Below are 16080 nucleotides of genomic sequence, written 5' to 3' on the forward strand. Positions count from 1 at the left end.
TTGGATAAGCGCTAGCAGCTATATTTTTAATAGCAAATCAACGCGGCAACCGCAGCGCCCCCAGGTCAGAGGCGCGGTTGTGGGCATCCAGGCGGAACTGGCTCACCAGTTGCGACAGGCGCGCCGCCTGGTCGCGCAGCGAGTCGGCGGCGGCGGCCGATTGCTCGACCAGGGCGGCGTTTTGCTGCGTCATGCGGTCGATCTCACCCACCGCCTCGTTCACCTGGCCAATGCCTTGCGACTGCTCGCGCGCGGCGGCGCTGATCTCGCCAATGATGTCGCCCACGCGCTGCACGCTGGCCACCACCTCGTGCATCACGCCGCCGGCATCCTCCACCTGGCGCACGCCGCCGCCCACGGCCTGGTCGCTGCTCTGGATCAGGCCCTTGATCTCGCTGGCCGCCTGCGCGCTGCGCTGCGCCAGCTGGCGCACCTCGCCGGCCACCACGGCAAAGCCGCGCCCGGATTCACCAGCGCGCGCAGCCTCCACCGCTGCGTTCAGCGCCAGGATGTTGGTCTGGAAGGCAATCGAGTCGATCAGGCCGATGATGTCGCCGATCTTGCGGCTGGAGGTGGCAATCTCGTGCATCGTGCCCACCGCCTGCTGCACCACCTGGCCGCCGCGCCCGGCCTCGCCCGAGGCCGAGGCCGCCAGCTGGTTCGCCGTCTGCGAGGAAGACGCCGTCTGCTGCACCGTCGTCGTCAACTCAGCGAGCGAGGCCACGGCCTGCTGCGCGTGGTTGGCCGTCTGCTCGGTGCGCGCCGACAAGTCCTGGTTGCCGCTGGCAATCTCGGTACTGGCCAGGGCGATGCTGCTGCTGGCCTCGCGCACCTGCGCCACGATGCTGCCCAGGCTGTGCTCCATGTGCACCAGGGCGCGCTGCAGGTCGGCCACCTCGTCGCGGCCGACCACGTCGAGCTGCTGCGACAGGTCGCCGCCCGCAATCGCCTGCGCCATCTGGCGCGCGCGCTCCAGCGGGCGGCAGATCGACACCATGTTCAAAAGCGTCAGCGGCACGACCACGATGACGGTAATGAGCACCGCCAGCAAAAACAGCCATTTGGTCTGGCTGGCAGCGGCGCTTTGCGCTTGCACCGCCTGCTCCACCTCCTGGCGCAACTGGGTCTGAATCTGCACCAGCAACTGGTCGCTCTCATGGAACTTGACCACCGCCGGCCGGCTCGTGCGGTAAGCGCCGAGGACGCTGTCATACCCCCCCGCCAGCAGCTGCTGCGCCACTGGCGCCCATAGCGTGCGATAGTCCTCCAGCGTTTGCAGCAGCACGCGCATGGTGGCGCTGTCGCCCGCCTGCGCACGCCCGGCGACAAAGCGCGCCGACGCCTGCTGCGCCTGCTCCAGCGCTGCCTGCCAACGCTGGTGCGCCTGGGCCACAGCCTCGGGTTGCTGGTTCTGAATCAGCATGTCTTTTTCATACTTGCGCACATCACCGAGCGCCGCGCGCAACTCGCCCAGCGCTGCCGTTTTGGCAAAAGACTGGCCAATGAAGTCCTCACTCAACCCGTGGATGCGCAACATGCCATACATGCCCGCGCCGCCCAACAAGCCCAACAACACCAACACCACCACAATCGCACCAATCATCCGAAAGCGGATGGTGAAGGCGCGCATCAAGGCAAATATGTCCATGATCTGTCTTTCTCCGAACTTGGCACAGCTACAAAACGTTGCAGTTTGCCAGACAAATCATGTGTACCCGTAGTGGTTGAATCAAGCTCTCCACTTCTTGAGCAGCAGCGCATTCGTCATCACGCTGACCGAACTCAGCGCCATGGCCGCGCCCGCCAGCACGGGGTTCAAGTAACCCAGCGCCGCCAGCGGAATGCCGGCGACGTTGTAGGCAAAGGCCCAGAACAGGTTCTGCCGGATTTTTGCCACCGTGCGGCGCGAGATCTCCAGCGCCGCAGCCACCAGCGCCGGGTCGCCGCGCATGAGCGTGATGCCTGCCGCCTGCATGGCCACGTCGGTGCCGTTGCCCATGGCCAGGCCGACATCCGCCGCCGCCAGTGCCGGTGCGTCGTTCACGCCATCGCCCACCATGGCGACCACGCGTCCGCCTTGCTGCAACTGCCGCACCGCCGCCGCCTTGTCACCGGGCAGCACCTCGGCCAGCACCTCGCCCTCCTCGGGCTTCAAGCCCAGGCGGCGCGCCATGGCCTCGGCTGCGCCCCGGTTGTCGCCCGAGATCATCACGCAGCGGATGCCGCGCGCGTGCAGCGCGGCAATGGCCTCGCGCGCGCCGGGTTTGGGCTCGTCGCCAAAGGCCAGCAGCGCGCGCAAGTGCGTGCCAGCGCCGTCCTGCTCGGCCAGGGCCGACACGGTGGCGCCCTGCGCCTGCAGCGCCTGGGCCTGCGCAGCCATGTCGGCGCTCAGCTCCACGCCCAGCTCCTGCATCCAGCGCAGGCTGCCCACGCGCAGCTGGCGCCCGGCCACCTCGCCCTCGGTGCCCCGGCCCGGCACGGCGCGCACGGCGCCGGGGGCGGCCACAGCCACGCCGCGCTCTTGCGCCGCCTGCAGCACGGCGCGCGCCAGCGGGTGTTCGCTGCCGCTTTGCACGCTGGCCAGCAGCGCCAGCAGCGCGTCGGCATCCACGCCTTGTTCCACGTGAAACCCGGTCAGCCGGGGCCGGCCCACGGTCAGCGTGCCGGTCTTGTCGAAGGCCACGGTGTCCACGCGGTGCGCCGTCTCCAGCGCCTCGGCGTCTTTGATGAGCACGCCCTGCTGCGCCGCCACCCCCGTGCCGGCCATGATGGCCGCCGGCGTGGCCAGCCCCAGCGCGCAGGGGCAGGCAATCACCAGCACGGCCACGGCGCGGATCAGCGCCGTCTCCGCGCCCACGCCAGCCCACAGCCAGGCGAGCAGCGTGGCCAGCGCCAGCAGCAGCACCACTGGCACGAACACCGCCGCCACCTGGTCCACCAGCCGCTGGATGGGCGCCTTGGCCGCCTGCGCGTCTTCCACCAGGCGGATGATGCGCGCCAGCACCGTCTCGGCGCCCACGGCGCCCACCTGCAGCACGATGCGGCCCTCGCCGTTGATAGAGCCGCCCGTCAGCCGACTGCCCTCCGGCCCATCAGCACTGCGCGCCACGGGCAGGGGCTCGCCCGTCAGCATGGATTCGTCCACCTGCGTCTGGCCTTCGAGCAGCGTGCCATCGACCGGAATGCGCTCGCCCGGGCGCACCACCAGGCGGTCGCCCACCATCACCTCGGCCAGGGGCACGTCCACCTCGCCGTCGCGGGTGATGAGGTGCGCCACCTCCGGGCGCAGCGCGTGCAGGGCGCGGATGGCCGCCGTCGTCTGGCGCTTGGCGCGGGCTTCGAGCCACTTGCCCAGCAGCACCAGGGTGATGACCACGGCGGAAGCCTCAAAGTACAGATGCGGCGCGTGGCCGGCCGAATGTGAAACATCGGCCGTGAGCCACAGCCACAGCGACAGGCCATAGCCCGCGCTGGTGCCCAGCGCCACCAGCAAATCCATATTGCCCGTCAGCGCCTTGGCCGCGTGCCAGCCCGCCTTGTAAAAGCGCGCGCCCAGCCAGAACTGCACCGGCGTGGCCAGCAGCCACTGCGCCCAGGGCGGCAGCATCCAGTGCTGGCCCAGCAGGTCGCCCAGCATGGGCAGCACCAGCGGCATGGACAGCAGCAAGCCCCAGGCCACGGGCGCAAACCCGGCCCAGGGGCCCTGGGCCTGCTGCGCGGCCTCTTGCGCGGCCAGGCTGCGCGGCTCGTAGCCGGCGTTGCGCACGGCGCGGCGCACGCGCTGCTCCATGTCGGCCTGGGCGGCGTCAAAAGTCAGGTGCACGGATTCGGTCGCCAAGTTGACGGCGGCATCCTGCACGCCGGGCACTTTTTTCAGCGCCCGCTCCACCCGCGCCACGCAGCTGGCACAGGTCATGCCGCCCACGCCCAAATCCAGCGTGGGGGGGGACAAAGAAGGGGTGGAGGTGGGTGCGGGAGGGGCTTGATCGGTCATGGTGGTGCGCAGCTTAAACCTTGACATCCTGTCAAAGTCAAGCAAGATGGCAGGCGCTTGACCTTGCCACCATGTCAAGCCGCACCATCGCCGCCTGTACTCACTTAAAAAAGGAAGCCCGCCATGCAATACCAATTCACCGTCGAAGGCATGACCTGCGGCCACTGCGAGCGCGCCGTGGTGCACGCCGTGCGCGAGGTCGATACCGAGGCCATCGTCAAGGTCGATCTGGCCACCAAGCAAGTCACCGTCGAGAGCAACGCCGCCCGCGAAGCCATCGCCAACGCCATCCAGGAAGAAGGCTACAAGGTCGTCGCATGAAGGCTGCCGCCGCTGCTGCGCCGCGCTGGCCCGTCACCATCGGCCAGGCCGCCGGGCTTGCCGGCGTGTCGGCGCGCATGGTGCGCCACTACGAGGGCCTGGGCCTGCTCGGCGGCGTGGCGCGCACCGGCAGCGGCTACCGCCAGTACACCGAGGCCGAGGTGCACCAGCTGCGCTTCATCCGCCGCGCACGCGACCTGGGTTTTTCCATGGAAGAAATCGCCCAGCTCCTGGGCCTGTGGCAAGACAAGGCACGCGCCAGCAGCCAGGTCAAAAAAATCGCCCAGCAGCACATCGCCAGCCTGGCCGAGCGCATCGCCGCCCTGCAGGCCATGCAGCGCAGCCTGCAGGCGCTGGTGGGCTGCTGCCACGGCGACGAGCGGCCCGACTGCCCCATCCTGGACGACCTGGCGGGGCCGGCGGCCAGAAAATACTCCTAATTTGATAGCTATTCACGCTGATGGATAGGGCGCTAGAGGCCAAAAATCCTCTGATTTTTTGGCATCCACCCGCACCCGCGCGCCCCGTGGCAGACTCACGCGCTTGTTCCCCCACCCCCTGCACCCACCATGCTCACCGGCGACCTGCGCAACAAAGTCGATCAAGTCTGGAACGCCTTCTGGTCCGGCGGCATTGCCAACCCCATCGAAGTCATAGAGCAGATCACCTACCTGCTCTTTCTGCGCGCGCTCGACAGCGACCAAACGCGCGAAGACAACAAGGCCCTGCGCCTCAAAACCCAGCCCGTGCGCCTCATCCCCACGGGCGTGGACGCCCAAGGTCGCCCGCACGACGCCATGCGCTGGTCGCGCTTCAAGAACATGGCTCCGGCGGAAATGTTCGACGTGCTCAGCCAGCAAGTCTTCCCCTTTCTGCGCGGCCTGCAATGGAGCAACGGCCCGGCAGCCGACAGCGCCTTTGCGCGCCACATGCAGGGCGCACGCTTCACCATCCCCACGCCGGCGCTGCTGGCCAAGGTGGTCGATCTGCTCGATGCCATCCCGCTCGACGAACGCGACACCAAGGGCGACCTGTACGAATACATGCTCGGCAAAATCGCCGCCGCCGGGCACAACGGCCAGTTCCGCACCCCGCGCCACATCATTGATTTGATGGTCGCCCTCACCGCCCCCACACCGCAAGACACCATTTGCGACCCGGCCAGCGGCACCTGCGGATTTTTAGTCGCCGCCGGCGAATACCTGCGCCGCACCCACCCCGACATGCTGCGCGTGCCCGCGCAAAACCGGCACTTTCACAGCGGCATGTTCCACGGCTACGACTTCGACAACACCATGCTGCGCATCGGCAGCATGAACATGGTGCTGCACGGCGTGGAGCACCCCGCCATCGAATACCGCGACTCGCTCGCCGAAGGCGCGGCGGGCGACGCCGGGGCCTACAGCCTCATCCTGGCCAACCCGCCCTTTGCCGGCAGCCTGGACTACGAAAACGTGGCCAAGGATTTGCAGCAAACCGTCAAGACCAAAAAGACCGAGCTGCTGTTTCTGGCCCTGTTCCTGCGCCTCTTGAAAACCGGTGGCCGCGCCGCCGTCATCGTGCCCGACGGCGTGCTGTTCGGCAGCAGCAAAGCGCACAAGGAACTGCGCCGCAAGCTGGTGGAAGAACAAAAATTGGACGCCGTCATCAGCCTGCCCGGCGGCGTGTTCAAGCCCTACGCGGGCGTGTCCACCGCCATCTTGCTGTTCACCAAAACCATGAGCGGCGGCACGGACAAGGTGTGGTTCTACGACTGCCTAGCCGACGGCTGGAGCCTGGACGACAAGCGCCAGCCGCTGCTGGATGCGCAGCTTTTAGGGCTGCAGCCCTTGCTGGACAAGCGCGAGCAGCTATCAGAAACAGAGCACGCCAAAAACAACCTGCCCGACCTGCTGACCCGCTGGCGCACCCTGCACCCCAGCGGCCCCCAGGCCGTTCGGGCTGAGCCTGTCGAAGCCGGGGCCTCCCCCGAACTCAGCCGCCCCCGCACCGCGCAAAGCTTTTGCGTGCCCAAGGCCGAGATCGAGGCCAACGGCTACGACCTGAGCATCAACCGCTACAAGGAAGTGGTGCACGCGCAGGTACAGCACCGCGCGCCGGGGGAGATATTGGCCGAGCTGCGGGCGCTGGAAGGCGAGATTGCGCGGGGGATGGGGGTGTTGGAGGGGATGTTGAAGTGAGTTTCAAAACCTCTTCACTTGCCTCGCTGTCGTCACTGATAACGAAAGGCACCACACCCACTACTTTGGGATATGCCCATTCGGACTCCGGCATTCCCTTTCTGCGGGTTCAAAACATCTTCAGCGGGCAAGTCAACTTCAAAGAAGACACTCTCTTTATCGACTCGAATACTCACACCGTACTGAAGCGTTCGCAAATTCAAGGTGGTGATGTTCTGGTCACCATCGCAGGGACCATTGGAAGAACAGGCGTTGTTCCTCACGACGCGCCGGAGATGAACTGCAACCAGGCCGTTGCCATCGTTCGCCCAACACAAGAAATTGAACGCAGCTACTTGCGCCACTGGCTTGAGAGTCAAGAGGCACGCAGCCAGATGCTCGGCTCAACAGTCACAGGCACGATTTCCAATCTCAGCCTGTCGCAGTTGGGCGAACTTCGGGTTCCTTTGCCCCCACTGGAAGAACAACGCCGCATCGCCGCCATCCTCGACCAGGCCGAAACCCTGCGCACCCAACGCCGCGCCGCCCTGGCCCTGCTCGACAGCCTCACCCAGTCCCTGTTTCTCGATATGTTTGGGGACCCGGTGACCAACGACCGGGGTTGGCCCGACAACTTGACGTTGGGGAAAGCCGCGGACATCACCTCCGGCGTGACCAAAGGCCGCAAACTCGACGGCAAAGCGACGAGAGAAGTGCCTTATCTCGCCGTGGCCAATGTTCAAGACAAAGCACTACGGCTTGAAGGACTCAAATCCATTGAGGCAACGGAAAACGAGATCGCTCGCTATCAGCTAAAAAAAGACGATCTGCTGTTAACCGAAGGTGGCGACCCCGACAAACTGGGCCGTGGCACGCTTTGGAAAGAAGAGTTGCCCGAGTGCATCCACCAGAACCACATTTTCCGTGTGCGTCTTACACACACGGCGCTACACCCGCTGTTTCTCAATTGGCTGGTCGGTAGCACGCGAGGCAAAAATTACTTCTTGCGTTCAGCAAAGCAAACCACTGGCATTGCGTCGATCAATATGACGCAATTGCGGAGCTTTCCGCTGTTGGTTCCCCCCCTCCCCCTCCAACAAACCTTCGCCACCCGCATCGCCACCATCGAAGCCCTCAAAACCACCCACCGCCGCGCCCTGGCCGCGCAGGGTGCGCTGTTTGCCTCGCTGCAGCAGCGGGCGTTTGCGGGGCAGCTTTAACCCTGCACACGGTTGCCACACCATGCCCACCTCCGTCGCCCAACTTCAACAATGGCTACAGGAACCCGAAGGCCAGTGCCTGGAGTTCAAAGAGGCCAAGCAGCGCTACGACTTTGAAAAGCTGCTCAAGTACTGCGTGGCCCTGGCCAACGAGGGCGGCGGCACCATGGTGCTGGGCGTGACGGACAAGCGGCCCCGACGCATTGTGGGCACCCAGGCGTTTGACGACCCGGGCCGCACCGAGGCGGGCCTGCACCAGCGGCTGGGGCACCGCATTCCGGTAGAGGAGCTGTTGCTGCCCGAAGGGCGCGTGGTGATCGTTCACGTTCCGCCACGCCTGCCGGGCACGGCGTGGGAGATTGATGGCCGCTACTTCAAGCGTGCGGGTGACGACCTGGCAGCCCTGAGCGGCCAGGAGCTGCGGGACATGTTTGCCGAAACAGGCCCCGATTTTTCAGCCCAGCCCTGCCCCGGCGCCACGCTGGCCGACCTGGAGCCAGCGTCCATCGCGCTGTTCCGCGATCGCTGGGCCCAAAAAAGCGGCGATCCACGCAAGCGCGAACTAAACGACCTGCAAACCCTGCGCGATGCCGAGCTGCTGGTGGAGGGCGACCAGGTGAGCTATGCGGCGCTGATTCTGTTTGCCTCCCGAGCGGGCCTGACGCGCTGGCTGGCGCAGGCCGAGCTGGTGTTTGAATACCGCTCGTCCGAAGCCGCCGGCCCCGCCGCCGACCGCGAGGAATACCGCGCCGGCTTCTTCGCCTGGCAAGACGCGCTGTGGAAAAAGATCAACCTGCGCAACGACCGGCAGAGCTGGCAGGACGACTTCTTCCGCATGGATCTGCCCACCTTTGACGAGGTGCCGGTGCGCGAGGCCATCCTGAACGCGGTGGCCCACCGCGACTACCGTCTGGGCGGCTCCATCTTTGTGCGCCAGTTTGCCAAGCGGCTGGAGGTGGTGAGCCCCGGCGGCCTGCCACCGGGCATCACGCCCGAAAACATCATCGACCAGCAAAACCCGCGCAACCGCCGCCTGGCCGAAGCCCTGGCACGCTGCGGGTTGATTGAACGATCCGGCCAGGGCCTGAACCTGATGATGGAAAGCGCCGTGCGCCAGGGCAAGCCGCTGCCCAGCTTTGCCGGCACCGCCACGCACGAAGTGCGGCTGACGCTGGAGGGCGGGGTGCGCAACCCGGCGTTTGTACGCTTCATGGAGCGGCTGGGCGAGGAAACGCTGCGCACCTTTTCGACACTGGACTATTTGGCGCTGGAGTGCCTGGAGCAGGGAAAACCGCTCAGCCCCGCATTGAAAGAGCGCCTGCCGGGCCTGATCGCCGTGGGTGCCATTGAGTCCATGGGCAGGGGCAGAGGCACCCGCTACATGCTCTCAGAAGCCTTGTATGCATCCCTGGGTGCCAAAGGCACTTACACCCGCCAACGTGGCCTGGATCGCGACACAAACAAAGCCCTTTTGCTCCAGCATGTGATGAAACAGGGCGAACAGGGTGCCCCCATATCAGAACTGCAGCAGGTGCTGCCCATGCACTCTGCGAGCGCATTACGGGGCCTTTTGCTGGAATTGCGGGCGGAAAACAAACTGGCGCTCAAAGGCGAGCGCCGTTGGGCTCGCTGGTATGCAATACCGCATAACAGTCTTTAGCAGTGTGTTATACGGGAAAAATATTGTTTAAAAACAATGGCTTATATAATTTTTTGAAGCAATGTTCTCTCTATAGAACTGCAGATAGCGGGTTAAATACACCACCGCAATAGGCTCGATACCAGTAACCGGATGACAAAGAGGGAGTCCCCGTGAACAGCGTCCCATCGAACTTCGCCTTCCTGCAACCCGACTGGCCCGACCTGCTGATGGAGGCCCGCCGCGCCGAGGCCGCTGCCCACGCCGACCCGCGCGCCGCCTGCTTTTACGCCCGCCGCACGCTGGAGCTGGCCGTGGCCTGGCTGTACCAGGCCGAAGGGGGCCGGGGCGGCAGCCTGCGTATGCCGTACAAGGCCGACCTGTCGGCGTTTTTGTTCGAGCCCAGTTTTCAGCAGCTGGTGGGCAGCGCGGTGCACGCCAAGATGGACGTGATCCGCCGCCTGGGCAACCAGGCCGTGCACCACACCCGCCCGGTGCCGCCGCAGGATGCGCTGGCCGCGCTGCGCGAGCTGTTCCATGTGGCCTTCTGGCTGGCGCAGCACTATGCGCGCCGCGTGGGTGACCGGCCTGCTGCCGCGCTGCAGTTTCGCGCCGATCTGCTGCCACCCGCAGCGGGCACAGCAGTGGCACAGGCGCAGGCCGCCAGCCGCGCCGCCCAGGCCGCAGCGCAAGAGGCATTGGCCCGGCAAGCCCAGGTCCTGGCCGAGCGCGATGCGCAGCTGCGCGAGGCCGCCGCCCGCAACGCCGCGCTGGACGCCAAGCTGGCCCAGTACCGCGCCGAGATCGCCGCCGCCAAGGCCGCCAACGCCGCCCAGCCCGCCCCGGCGCACGACTACGACGAAGCCGCCACGCGCGACCTGTTCATCGACCTGCTGCTCAAGGAAGCCGGCTGGCCGCTGGCCGACGCACGCGACCGCGAATACCCGGTGCACGGTATGCCCAACGGCACAGGCCAGGGCTTTGTGGACTATGTGCTGTGGAGTGGCGAAAAGCCCCTGGCCATCGTGGAAGCCAAGCGCACGCGCCGCAGTGCCAAAGAGGGCGAGCAGCAAGCCCTTTTGTACGCCGACTGCCTGGAGCGCCAGACCGGCCACCGCCCGGTGCTCTACGGCAGCAACGGCTACGAGCATTGGCTGTGGGACGACACCACCAGCCCGCCGCGCGCGGTGCAGGGCTTTCACACGCGGGACGAGCTGGAGCTGATGGCCCAGCGCCGCAGCACGCGCCAGCCGCTGGCGCGCCTGCCCACCACGGGCCTTCCAATTGCGCCGGGCATTGTCGGGCGCCACTACCAGCAGCGCGCCATCCGCCGCGTGCTGGAAACCTTTGAGCGCGACCAGCAGCGCAAGGCGCTGGTGGTGATGGCCACCGGCGCTGGCAAGACGCGCACGGTGATTGCGCTGGTCGATGTGCTGATGCGCGCCGGCTGGGTCAAGCGCGTGCTGTTCCTGGCCGACCGCGTGGCGCTGGTGAACCAGGCCGTCAACGCCTTCAAGGCCCACCTGCCCGACTGCGCGCCGGTGAACCTGGTGACCGAGCGCGCCACCGAGGGCCGGGTGTACGTCAGCACCTACCCGACGATGATGGGCCTGATCAACGAAGGCGCCGGCACGGGCCAGCGCCGCTTTGGCGTGGGGCATTTCGACCTGATCGTGGTGGACGAGGCGCACCGCTCCATCTACCAAAAATACCGCGCCATCTTCCACTACTTCGACGCCCTGCTGGTCGGCCTGACGGCCACGCCCAAGGACGAGATCGACCGCAACACCTACGGCCTGTTCGGCCTGGAAAGCGGCGTGCCCACCGATGCCTACGGGCTCGACGACGCCATTGCCGAGGGCTACCTGGCGCCGCCGCGCGCCGTCTCGGTGCCGCTCAAGTTCCAGCGCGAGGGCATTCGCTACGCCGATTTGAGCGAGGACGAAAAAGAGCAGTGGGACGCGCTGGACTGGGGAGACGACAACGGCGAAGGCGGCGAGGCGCCCGACGCCGTGGGCGCCGAGGCCGTGAACCAATGGCTGTTCAACCAGGACACCGTGGACAAGATGCTGGCCCTGCTGATGGCGCGCGGCCACAAGGTGGCGGGCGGCGACCGGCTGGGCAAGACCATCATCTTTGCGCGCAACCAGCAGCACGCCGAATTCATACAGCAGCGCTTTGACGCCAACTACCCCGCGTACCGGGGCCAGTTTGCGCGCACCATCACCTTCCAGACCGAGTACGCGCAGTCGCTGATCGACGCCTTTGCGCAGAAGGACAGCGCGCCGCACATCGCCATTTCGGTGGACATGCTCGACACCGGCATCGACGTGCCCGAGGTGGTGAACCTGGTGTTCTTCAAGATCGTGCGCTCCAAGGCCAAGTTCTGGCAGATGCTCGGGCGTGGCACGCGGCTGTGCCCCGAGCTGTTCGGGCCGGGGCAGGACAAGAAAGACTTCTTCATCTTCGACTTCTGCCAGAACCTGGAATTTTTCAGCCAGAACCTGGAGGGCAGCGAGGGCGCGCTCGGGCAGCCGCTGTCGCAGCGCTTGTTCAATGCGCGGCTGGAGCTGATCGGCCTGCTGGACCAGCGCCTGAAAACGCAGGGCGTGGCCGAGGCGCCTGCGCCGGACTACCAGCTCACCGAATCCACCCTGCGCCAGGACATTGCCGCGCTGCTGCACGCCGTGGTGGCCGGCATGTCGCTTACCAACTTTGTCGTGCGCGCGCAGCGCCGCTGGGTCGAGGCCTGGGCCCAGGCCGACGCCTGGCAGCAGCCCACGCCCGAGCAGCTGGCCGAGGTGGCTGAGCACCTATCCGGCCTGCCCAGCAGCGTGCGCGACGACGACGAGGACGCCAAGCGCTTTGACGCCCTGCTGCTGGGCACGCAGCTGGCCCTGCTGCGCGCCGAGCCCGCGCTCTCGCGCCTGCAAAAGCGCGTGCAGCAGCTGGCAGCCGCCCTGCTGGCGCTGGCCAACGTGCCCAGCGTGCGCGAGCAGCTCGTGCTGATCGATGCCGTGGCCGGCGACGAGTGGTGGCAAGACGTGACCCTGCCCATGCTGGAGCAGGCGCGGCGCCGGCTGCGCGGCCTCATCAAGCTGATCGAAAAGCAAGGCCGCAAGCCGGTCTACACCGACTTTGAAGACGCGCTGGGCGAGGCCACCGAGGTCGATTTGCCCCTGGTGGCCGGCGCCGTGGACTTTGAGCGCTTTCGCGCCAAGGCCCGGGCCTTTTTGCACGCCCACGGCGACCGCCTGGCGCTGCACAAGCTGCGCCGCAACCAGCCGCTGACGGCACTGGATTTGCAGGAGCTCGAAGCCCTGCTGCACGAGGCTGGCGGCAGCGACGGCGACATCGAGCGCGCCCGCACGCTGCACGCCAGCCTGCCTGTCTTTATCCGCTCCCTGGTCGGGCTCGAACGCGAGGCGGCCACCGCCGCCTTTGCCAGCCTGATCGCCCCCGGCACGGCCAGCGCCAGCCAGCTGCAGTTCATCGACGAAATCGTGCAGCACCTGACCGAGCACGGCGCCATGCCGGCGCACCGGCTCTACGAATCACCCTTCACCGACATCCACGCCCAGGGGCCAGATGGGGTGTTTGAAACCGCAAAAGTTGAGCAACTGTTTCAAACGCTGCAACAGTTCGCGTGCCAACAGGCCGCGTAACCCCTTTGCGAACTGCAGGCTGCAGGCTTATTTGTAAAACACCTCGACGCTGCCCTTGAGCGCGAGCAGCAGCGGGCGGCCCGTGCGGTCGCGGGTTTTGCCGGCGGGCACCTTGATCCAACCCTCGCTGACGCAGTATTCCTCAACGTCAAAGCGCTCCTTGCCATTGAGCCGCACGCCAATGTCGGCCTGCTGCGCCAGCACGGCGGCGGCGTGGTGCGGGCTGCGCGGGTCGATCGCCAGGCGATCGGGCAGGGGCAGAAGGTTGTCGGCAGGGTTGCTCATGGCGGGGCCTCAAAGATGCGAAAAAACGAAAGGCCGCCATTGTGGCCCAAGCCAGGGGTGGCTTTGTTTGCTATAAAAATAATAGCTATTCGCGCTTGCCAGATAAGCGCTAGAGCCTTTTTTTATTCAAAAACCAGCGCCTGTGGACAACTGCGGGCACAACGCCGGCACAAGCACCCGGCTATCCCCAGGCGGGCGCTGGCGGGTCGTTTTATCCACAAACCCGGTACACCCGGCGCCGGGGCCGATCCCCAACCTTGTGGATAAGCCAAGTCATTGTCAAAAAAAGAAAAACACCGTTTATCCACAGGCACCGGCAAGGCTCTACTACTACCACTATGTATTTTTAATACCTTCAAGGAACAACCCTGAAAGCCCCAGCGCCCCCATTCAACGCCTTTGTTCAGCGCAGCAGCCAGTACCCCACGCCAATGGCAGCGGCGATGCCGACAGCGTCGGCAAACAAGGCGCAGGCCAGGGCATGGCGGGTGTTTTTCACGCCCACGCTGCCAAAGTACACCGTCAGCACATAAAACGTGGTCTCGGTCGAGCCCTGCATGATGGCCGCCAGGCGCGCGGGAAAGGAATCAACGCCGTAGGTCTGCATCACGTCCACCATCAGGCCCCGGGCGCCCGCGCCCGAGAGCACCTTCATCAGCCCCACGGGCAGCGCCGGCAAAAAATCGGTGTCCCAACCCAGCCCGGCCACCAGGCGCGCGACCACGGTCAAAACGGCATCCATACAGCCCGCAGCGCGAAAAACGCCAATCGCCGCCAGGATGGCGATGAGGTAGGGAATGATCTGTACCGCCACGCCAAAGCCCTCCTTGGCGCCGTCAATAAAAGCGTCGTACACGTTCACGCGCCGCCAGGCGCCGGCGAGCAAGAACAGCAGCACCAATCCCAAAATCACGGCGGCCCCCAGGACGCCGGTGATGTCCGCCGCCTGCTGCGCCGGCAGCCGTGCCAGCGCCGCCACCCCCGCCCCGAGCAAACCCGTCACCGCCAGCAGCGGCAACACAAACCGCGCACGCCACAGCGGCAGGCGCTGCACCAGGCCCAAGAGCAGCAGCGCGGCGATGAAGGCAATGGCCGTGGCCAGCAGCGTGGGCACAAAAATATCGGCGGCGTTGAAACCTGCGCCCAGGCCCTGCTTCAAGGCCACGCTCTGGCGCATGGCGATGACGGCGGTGGGGATCAGCGTCAGCCCGGCGGTGTTGAGCACGACGAACATGATTTGCGCATCACTGGCCACGCCCTCGGGTTCGCGGTTGAGGCTTTGCAGCTCGCGCATCGCCGTCAGGCCCAGGGGCGTGGCGGCGTTGTCCAGGCCCAGCAGGTTGGCCGAGAAATTCATGGTCATGGCGCCCTGCGCCGGGTGGCCGGCGGGCACGCCCGGAAACAGCAGGCGCAAGAGCGGCGCCGCCAGGCGCGCCAGCAGCGCCACCATGCCGGCCTTCTCGCCCACGCGCATCAGCCCCAGCCACAGCGCCATGACGCCGGCCAGGCCCAGGGCAATGTCAAAACCGGCGCGCGCGCCGTCGAACAAGGCTTGCAGCAGCTGGGAAAAAATCTGCGCCTCGCCCAGCCACCAGCGCACCGCCGCCGTGGCGCAGGCGCTGACGAAAAAAACAATCCACACCACGTTCAGCGCCATGGCCAGGCCCTTTGCAGATTAAAACGGCGCGGTGTTCGGGTCGGTGTCCACCGGCGCCTGCGCCGGCCCGGTGACGGTGCCCCTGCCCCCGCGCGTGGATGGCGCTGTGGTGCTGCCCGCTGTGGTGTTGCCTGCTATGGCGGTGGCGGCGGGCGCTGCAGTGGTCGGCTCCAGGCTGCGGCCCTCGCCGCCCAGGGCTTCGATCAGGTCGGGAATGAGCTTGGACAGCTCTCCCGTGGTGATGGCCACGTCGGTGTCAAAGCCTTCGTCGGCGCTGTCCTGGCCCTCGAACACGCTGTCGAGAAAGCTGATTTTTTTCAGCTGCAGGCCCTCGGTGAGCAGGAACGAGACGCGCTCGTCCCAGGTCAGTGCCAGCTTGGTTGGCAGCTTGCCGGCGTCGATGTGCGCGCGCACCTCGTCGATGTCGAGCGGGTGGCGCGCGTAGCGCACCACGGCCTTGGATTCATCGGCGCTCTTGAGCTCGCATTCGCGGTCCACGGAGAAGCCCACCGGCGCCTCTTGTTCCTTGAGCCAGTGCGCCATCGCAGCCTGGGGGGAAGTCTGGGTGTCGAGCAGTGCCAGGGCAAAGCCGGGCAGCAGCTCGGTCAGCACCGAGGCGATCTCGTCGGCATGGCCCTGGCTGCCGGTGTCGAGCACCAGCGTGTGGGCGCTGGGGTCGATCCAGACCCAGGTCGAGCCCTGCTTGGTGAACGCCATGGGCAGCAGGTCGAGCTTGGCCTCGTCCTTGAGCTCGCGGCTTTCCTTCTTGCCCGGCTTGCGCCCGGTTTCCTGCTCGATGCGCGCGGCTTTTTCCTGCACTTTGCGCGCCAGCACGCTCGCCGGCAGCAGCTTGCTCTCTTGCATAAAGCGCAGCAGCCATTGGCCGCCCACGCTCTCGGCCAGCGCCCCGTGGGCCTGGCCGCGCGGCGGCACAAAGCCGCTGCTGCGCTCTTGCGTGGCCCCGCATTCGGTGAATGGGGCTTTTTGCAGCGCCGCCTCCAGCGCCTCCAAACCGATCTGCCACGTGGGCGCGATGCGGTACACGATCATGTTCTTGAACACGCGGATCCTCTGCTGTGGTGAAAAAAGTGCGCGATTGTCGCGCCTGCTGGTGAACTTTACACAGCCTCACGCAAGCGC

Annotated in this window: 11 protein-coding genes; 6 read left to right on the forward strand and 5 right to left on the reverse strand. The window is 66.2% G+C overall.

Annotated elements, in window-relative coordinates; all coding sequences use genetic code 11:
* Window positions 1-37: 37 nt before the first annotated feature.
* Entirely contained in the window at window positions 38-1648 is a 1611-nt protein-coding gene (locus G7045_RS14185; protein WP_166160224.1) for a methyl-accepting chemotaxis protein, read from the reverse strand.
* A gap of 81 nt (window positions 1649-1729) precedes the next feature.
* Complete coding sequence (locus G7045_RS14190) at window positions 1730-3994, reverse strand: cation-translocating P-type ATPase (protein ID WP_166160225.1); 2265 nt, start codon at window positions 3992-3994, stop codon at window positions 1730-1732.
* A 123-nt stretch (window positions 3995-4117) separates the two neighbouring features.
* Here G7045_RS14190 and G7045_RS14195 point away from each other — a divergent pair, with 123 nt between their 5' ends.
* From G7045_RS14195 to G7045_RS14220, 6 genes are all read left to right on the forward strand, one after another.
* Window positions 4118-4315, forward strand: coding sequence for a heavy-metal-associated domain-containing protein (locus G7045_RS14195; RefSeq protein WP_166160226.1), 198 nt, complete (start codon window positions 4118-4120; stop codon window positions 4313-4315).
* Window positions 4312-4755 (forward strand): Cu(I)-responsive transcriptional regulator, encoded by a 444-nt coding sequence (gene cueR, locus G7045_RS14200; protein WP_166160227.1) that lies wholly within the window; start codon window positions 4312-4314, stop codon window positions 4753-4755. The genes G7045_RS14195 and cueR overlap by 4 nt, the downstream gene beginning before the upstream one ends.
* A 129-nt stretch (window positions 4756-4884) precedes the next feature.
* On the forward strand, window positions 4885-6495 hold the full coding sequence (locus G7045_RS14205; RefSeq protein ID WP_166160228.1) for a class I SAM-dependent DNA methyltransferase: 1611 nt from the start codon (window positions 4885-4887) through the stop codon (window positions 6493-6495).
* Window positions 6492-7694, forward strand: coding sequence for a restriction endonuclease subunit S (locus G7045_RS14210; RefSeq protein WP_240919241.1), 1203 nt, complete (start codon window positions 6492-6494; stop codon window positions 7692-7694). The genes G7045_RS14205 and G7045_RS14210 overlap by 4 nt, the downstream gene beginning before the upstream one ends.
* Before the next feature lie 22 nt (window positions 7695-7716).
* On the forward strand, window positions 7717-9354 hold the full coding sequence (locus G7045_RS14215) for an ATP-binding protein (RefSeq protein WP_166160229.1): 1638 nt from the start codon (window positions 7717-7719) through the stop codon (window positions 9352-9354).
* Window positions 9355-9563: 209 nt separating this feature from the next.
* Window positions 9564-12998 (forward strand): DEAD/DEAH box helicase family protein, encoded by a 3435-nt coding sequence (locus tag G7045_RS14220; protein WP_166160481.1) that lies wholly within the window; start codon window positions 9564-9566, stop codon window positions 12996-12998.
* Window positions 12999-13025: 27 nt separating this feature from the next.
* On the opposite strand, the gene G7045_RS14225 is transcribed toward G7045_RS14220, so the two are convergent.
* From G7045_RS14225 to G7045_RS14235, 3 genes are all read right to left on the reverse strand, one after another.
* Window positions 13026-13283: a DUF3297 family protein gene (locus tag G7045_RS14225; RefSeq protein ID WP_166160230.1), complete on the reverse strand. Its 258-nt coding sequence runs from the start codon at window positions 13281-13283 to the stop codon at window positions 13026-13028.
* Between the two features lie 403 nt (window positions 13284-13686).
* Window positions 13687-14940 carry a nucleoside recognition domain-containing protein gene (locus G7045_RS14230; RefSeq protein WP_166160231.1) on the reverse strand — a complete coding sequence of 418 codons (1254 nt, stop codon included), beginning with the start codon at window positions 14938-14940 and terminating at the stop codon, window positions 13687-13689.
* Window positions 14941-14958: 18 nt separating this feature from the next.
* Window positions 14959-16002, reverse strand: a complete 1044-nt coding sequence (locus G7045_RS14235; protein ID WP_166160232.1) for a recombination-associated protein RdgC — start codon at window positions 16000-16002, stop codon at window positions 14959-14961.
* Between the last annotated feature and the right edge of the window lie 78 nt (window positions 16003-16080).

The sequence above is a fragment of the Acidovorax sp. HDW3 genome (assembly GCF_011303755.1).
In the GTDB taxonomy this organism is placed as follows: domain Bacteria; phylum Pseudomonadota; class Gammaproteobacteria; order Burkholderiales; family Burkholderiaceae_C; genus Paenacidovorax.

Excerpts from the sequence above, each read along its gene's own strand:
- G7045_RS14185 (WP_166160224.1), bottom strand. The coding sequence starts at position 1,648 with ATGGACATATTTGCCTTGATGCGCGCCTTCACCATCCGCTTTCGGATG.
- G7045_RS14205 (WP_166160228.1), top strand. The coding sequence starts at position 4,885 with ATGCTCACCGGCGACCTGCGCAACAAAGTCGATCAAGTCTGGAACGCC.
- G7045_RS14195 (WP_166160226.1), top strand. The coding sequence starts at position 4,118 with ATGCAATACCAATTCACCGTCGAAGGCATGACCTGCGGCCACTGCGAG.
- G7045_RS14230 (WP_166160231.1), bottom strand. The coding sequence starts at position 14,940 with ATGGCGCTGAACGTGGTGTGGATTGTTTTTTTCGTCAGCGCCTGCGCC.
- G7045_RS14215 (WP_166160229.1), top strand. The coding sequence starts at position 7,717 with ATGCCCACCTCCGTCGCCCAACTTCAACAATGGCTACAGGAACCCGAA.
- cueR (WP_166160227.1), top strand. The coding sequence starts at position 4,312 with ATGAAGGCTGCCGCCGCTGCTGCGCCGCGCTGGCCCGTCACCATCGGC.
- G7045_RS14220 (WP_166160481.1), top strand. The coding sequence starts at position 9,564 with ATGGAGGCCCGCCGCGCCGAGGCCGCTGCCCACGCCGACCCGCGCGCC.
- G7045_RS14225 (WP_166160230.1), bottom strand. The coding sequence starts at position 13,283 with ATGAGCAACCCTGCCGACAACCTTCTGCCCCTGCCCGATCGCCTGGCG.
- G7045_RS14190 (WP_166160225.1), bottom strand. The coding sequence starts at position 3,994 with ATGACCGATCAAGCCCCTCCCGCACCCACCTCCACCCCTTCTTTGTCC.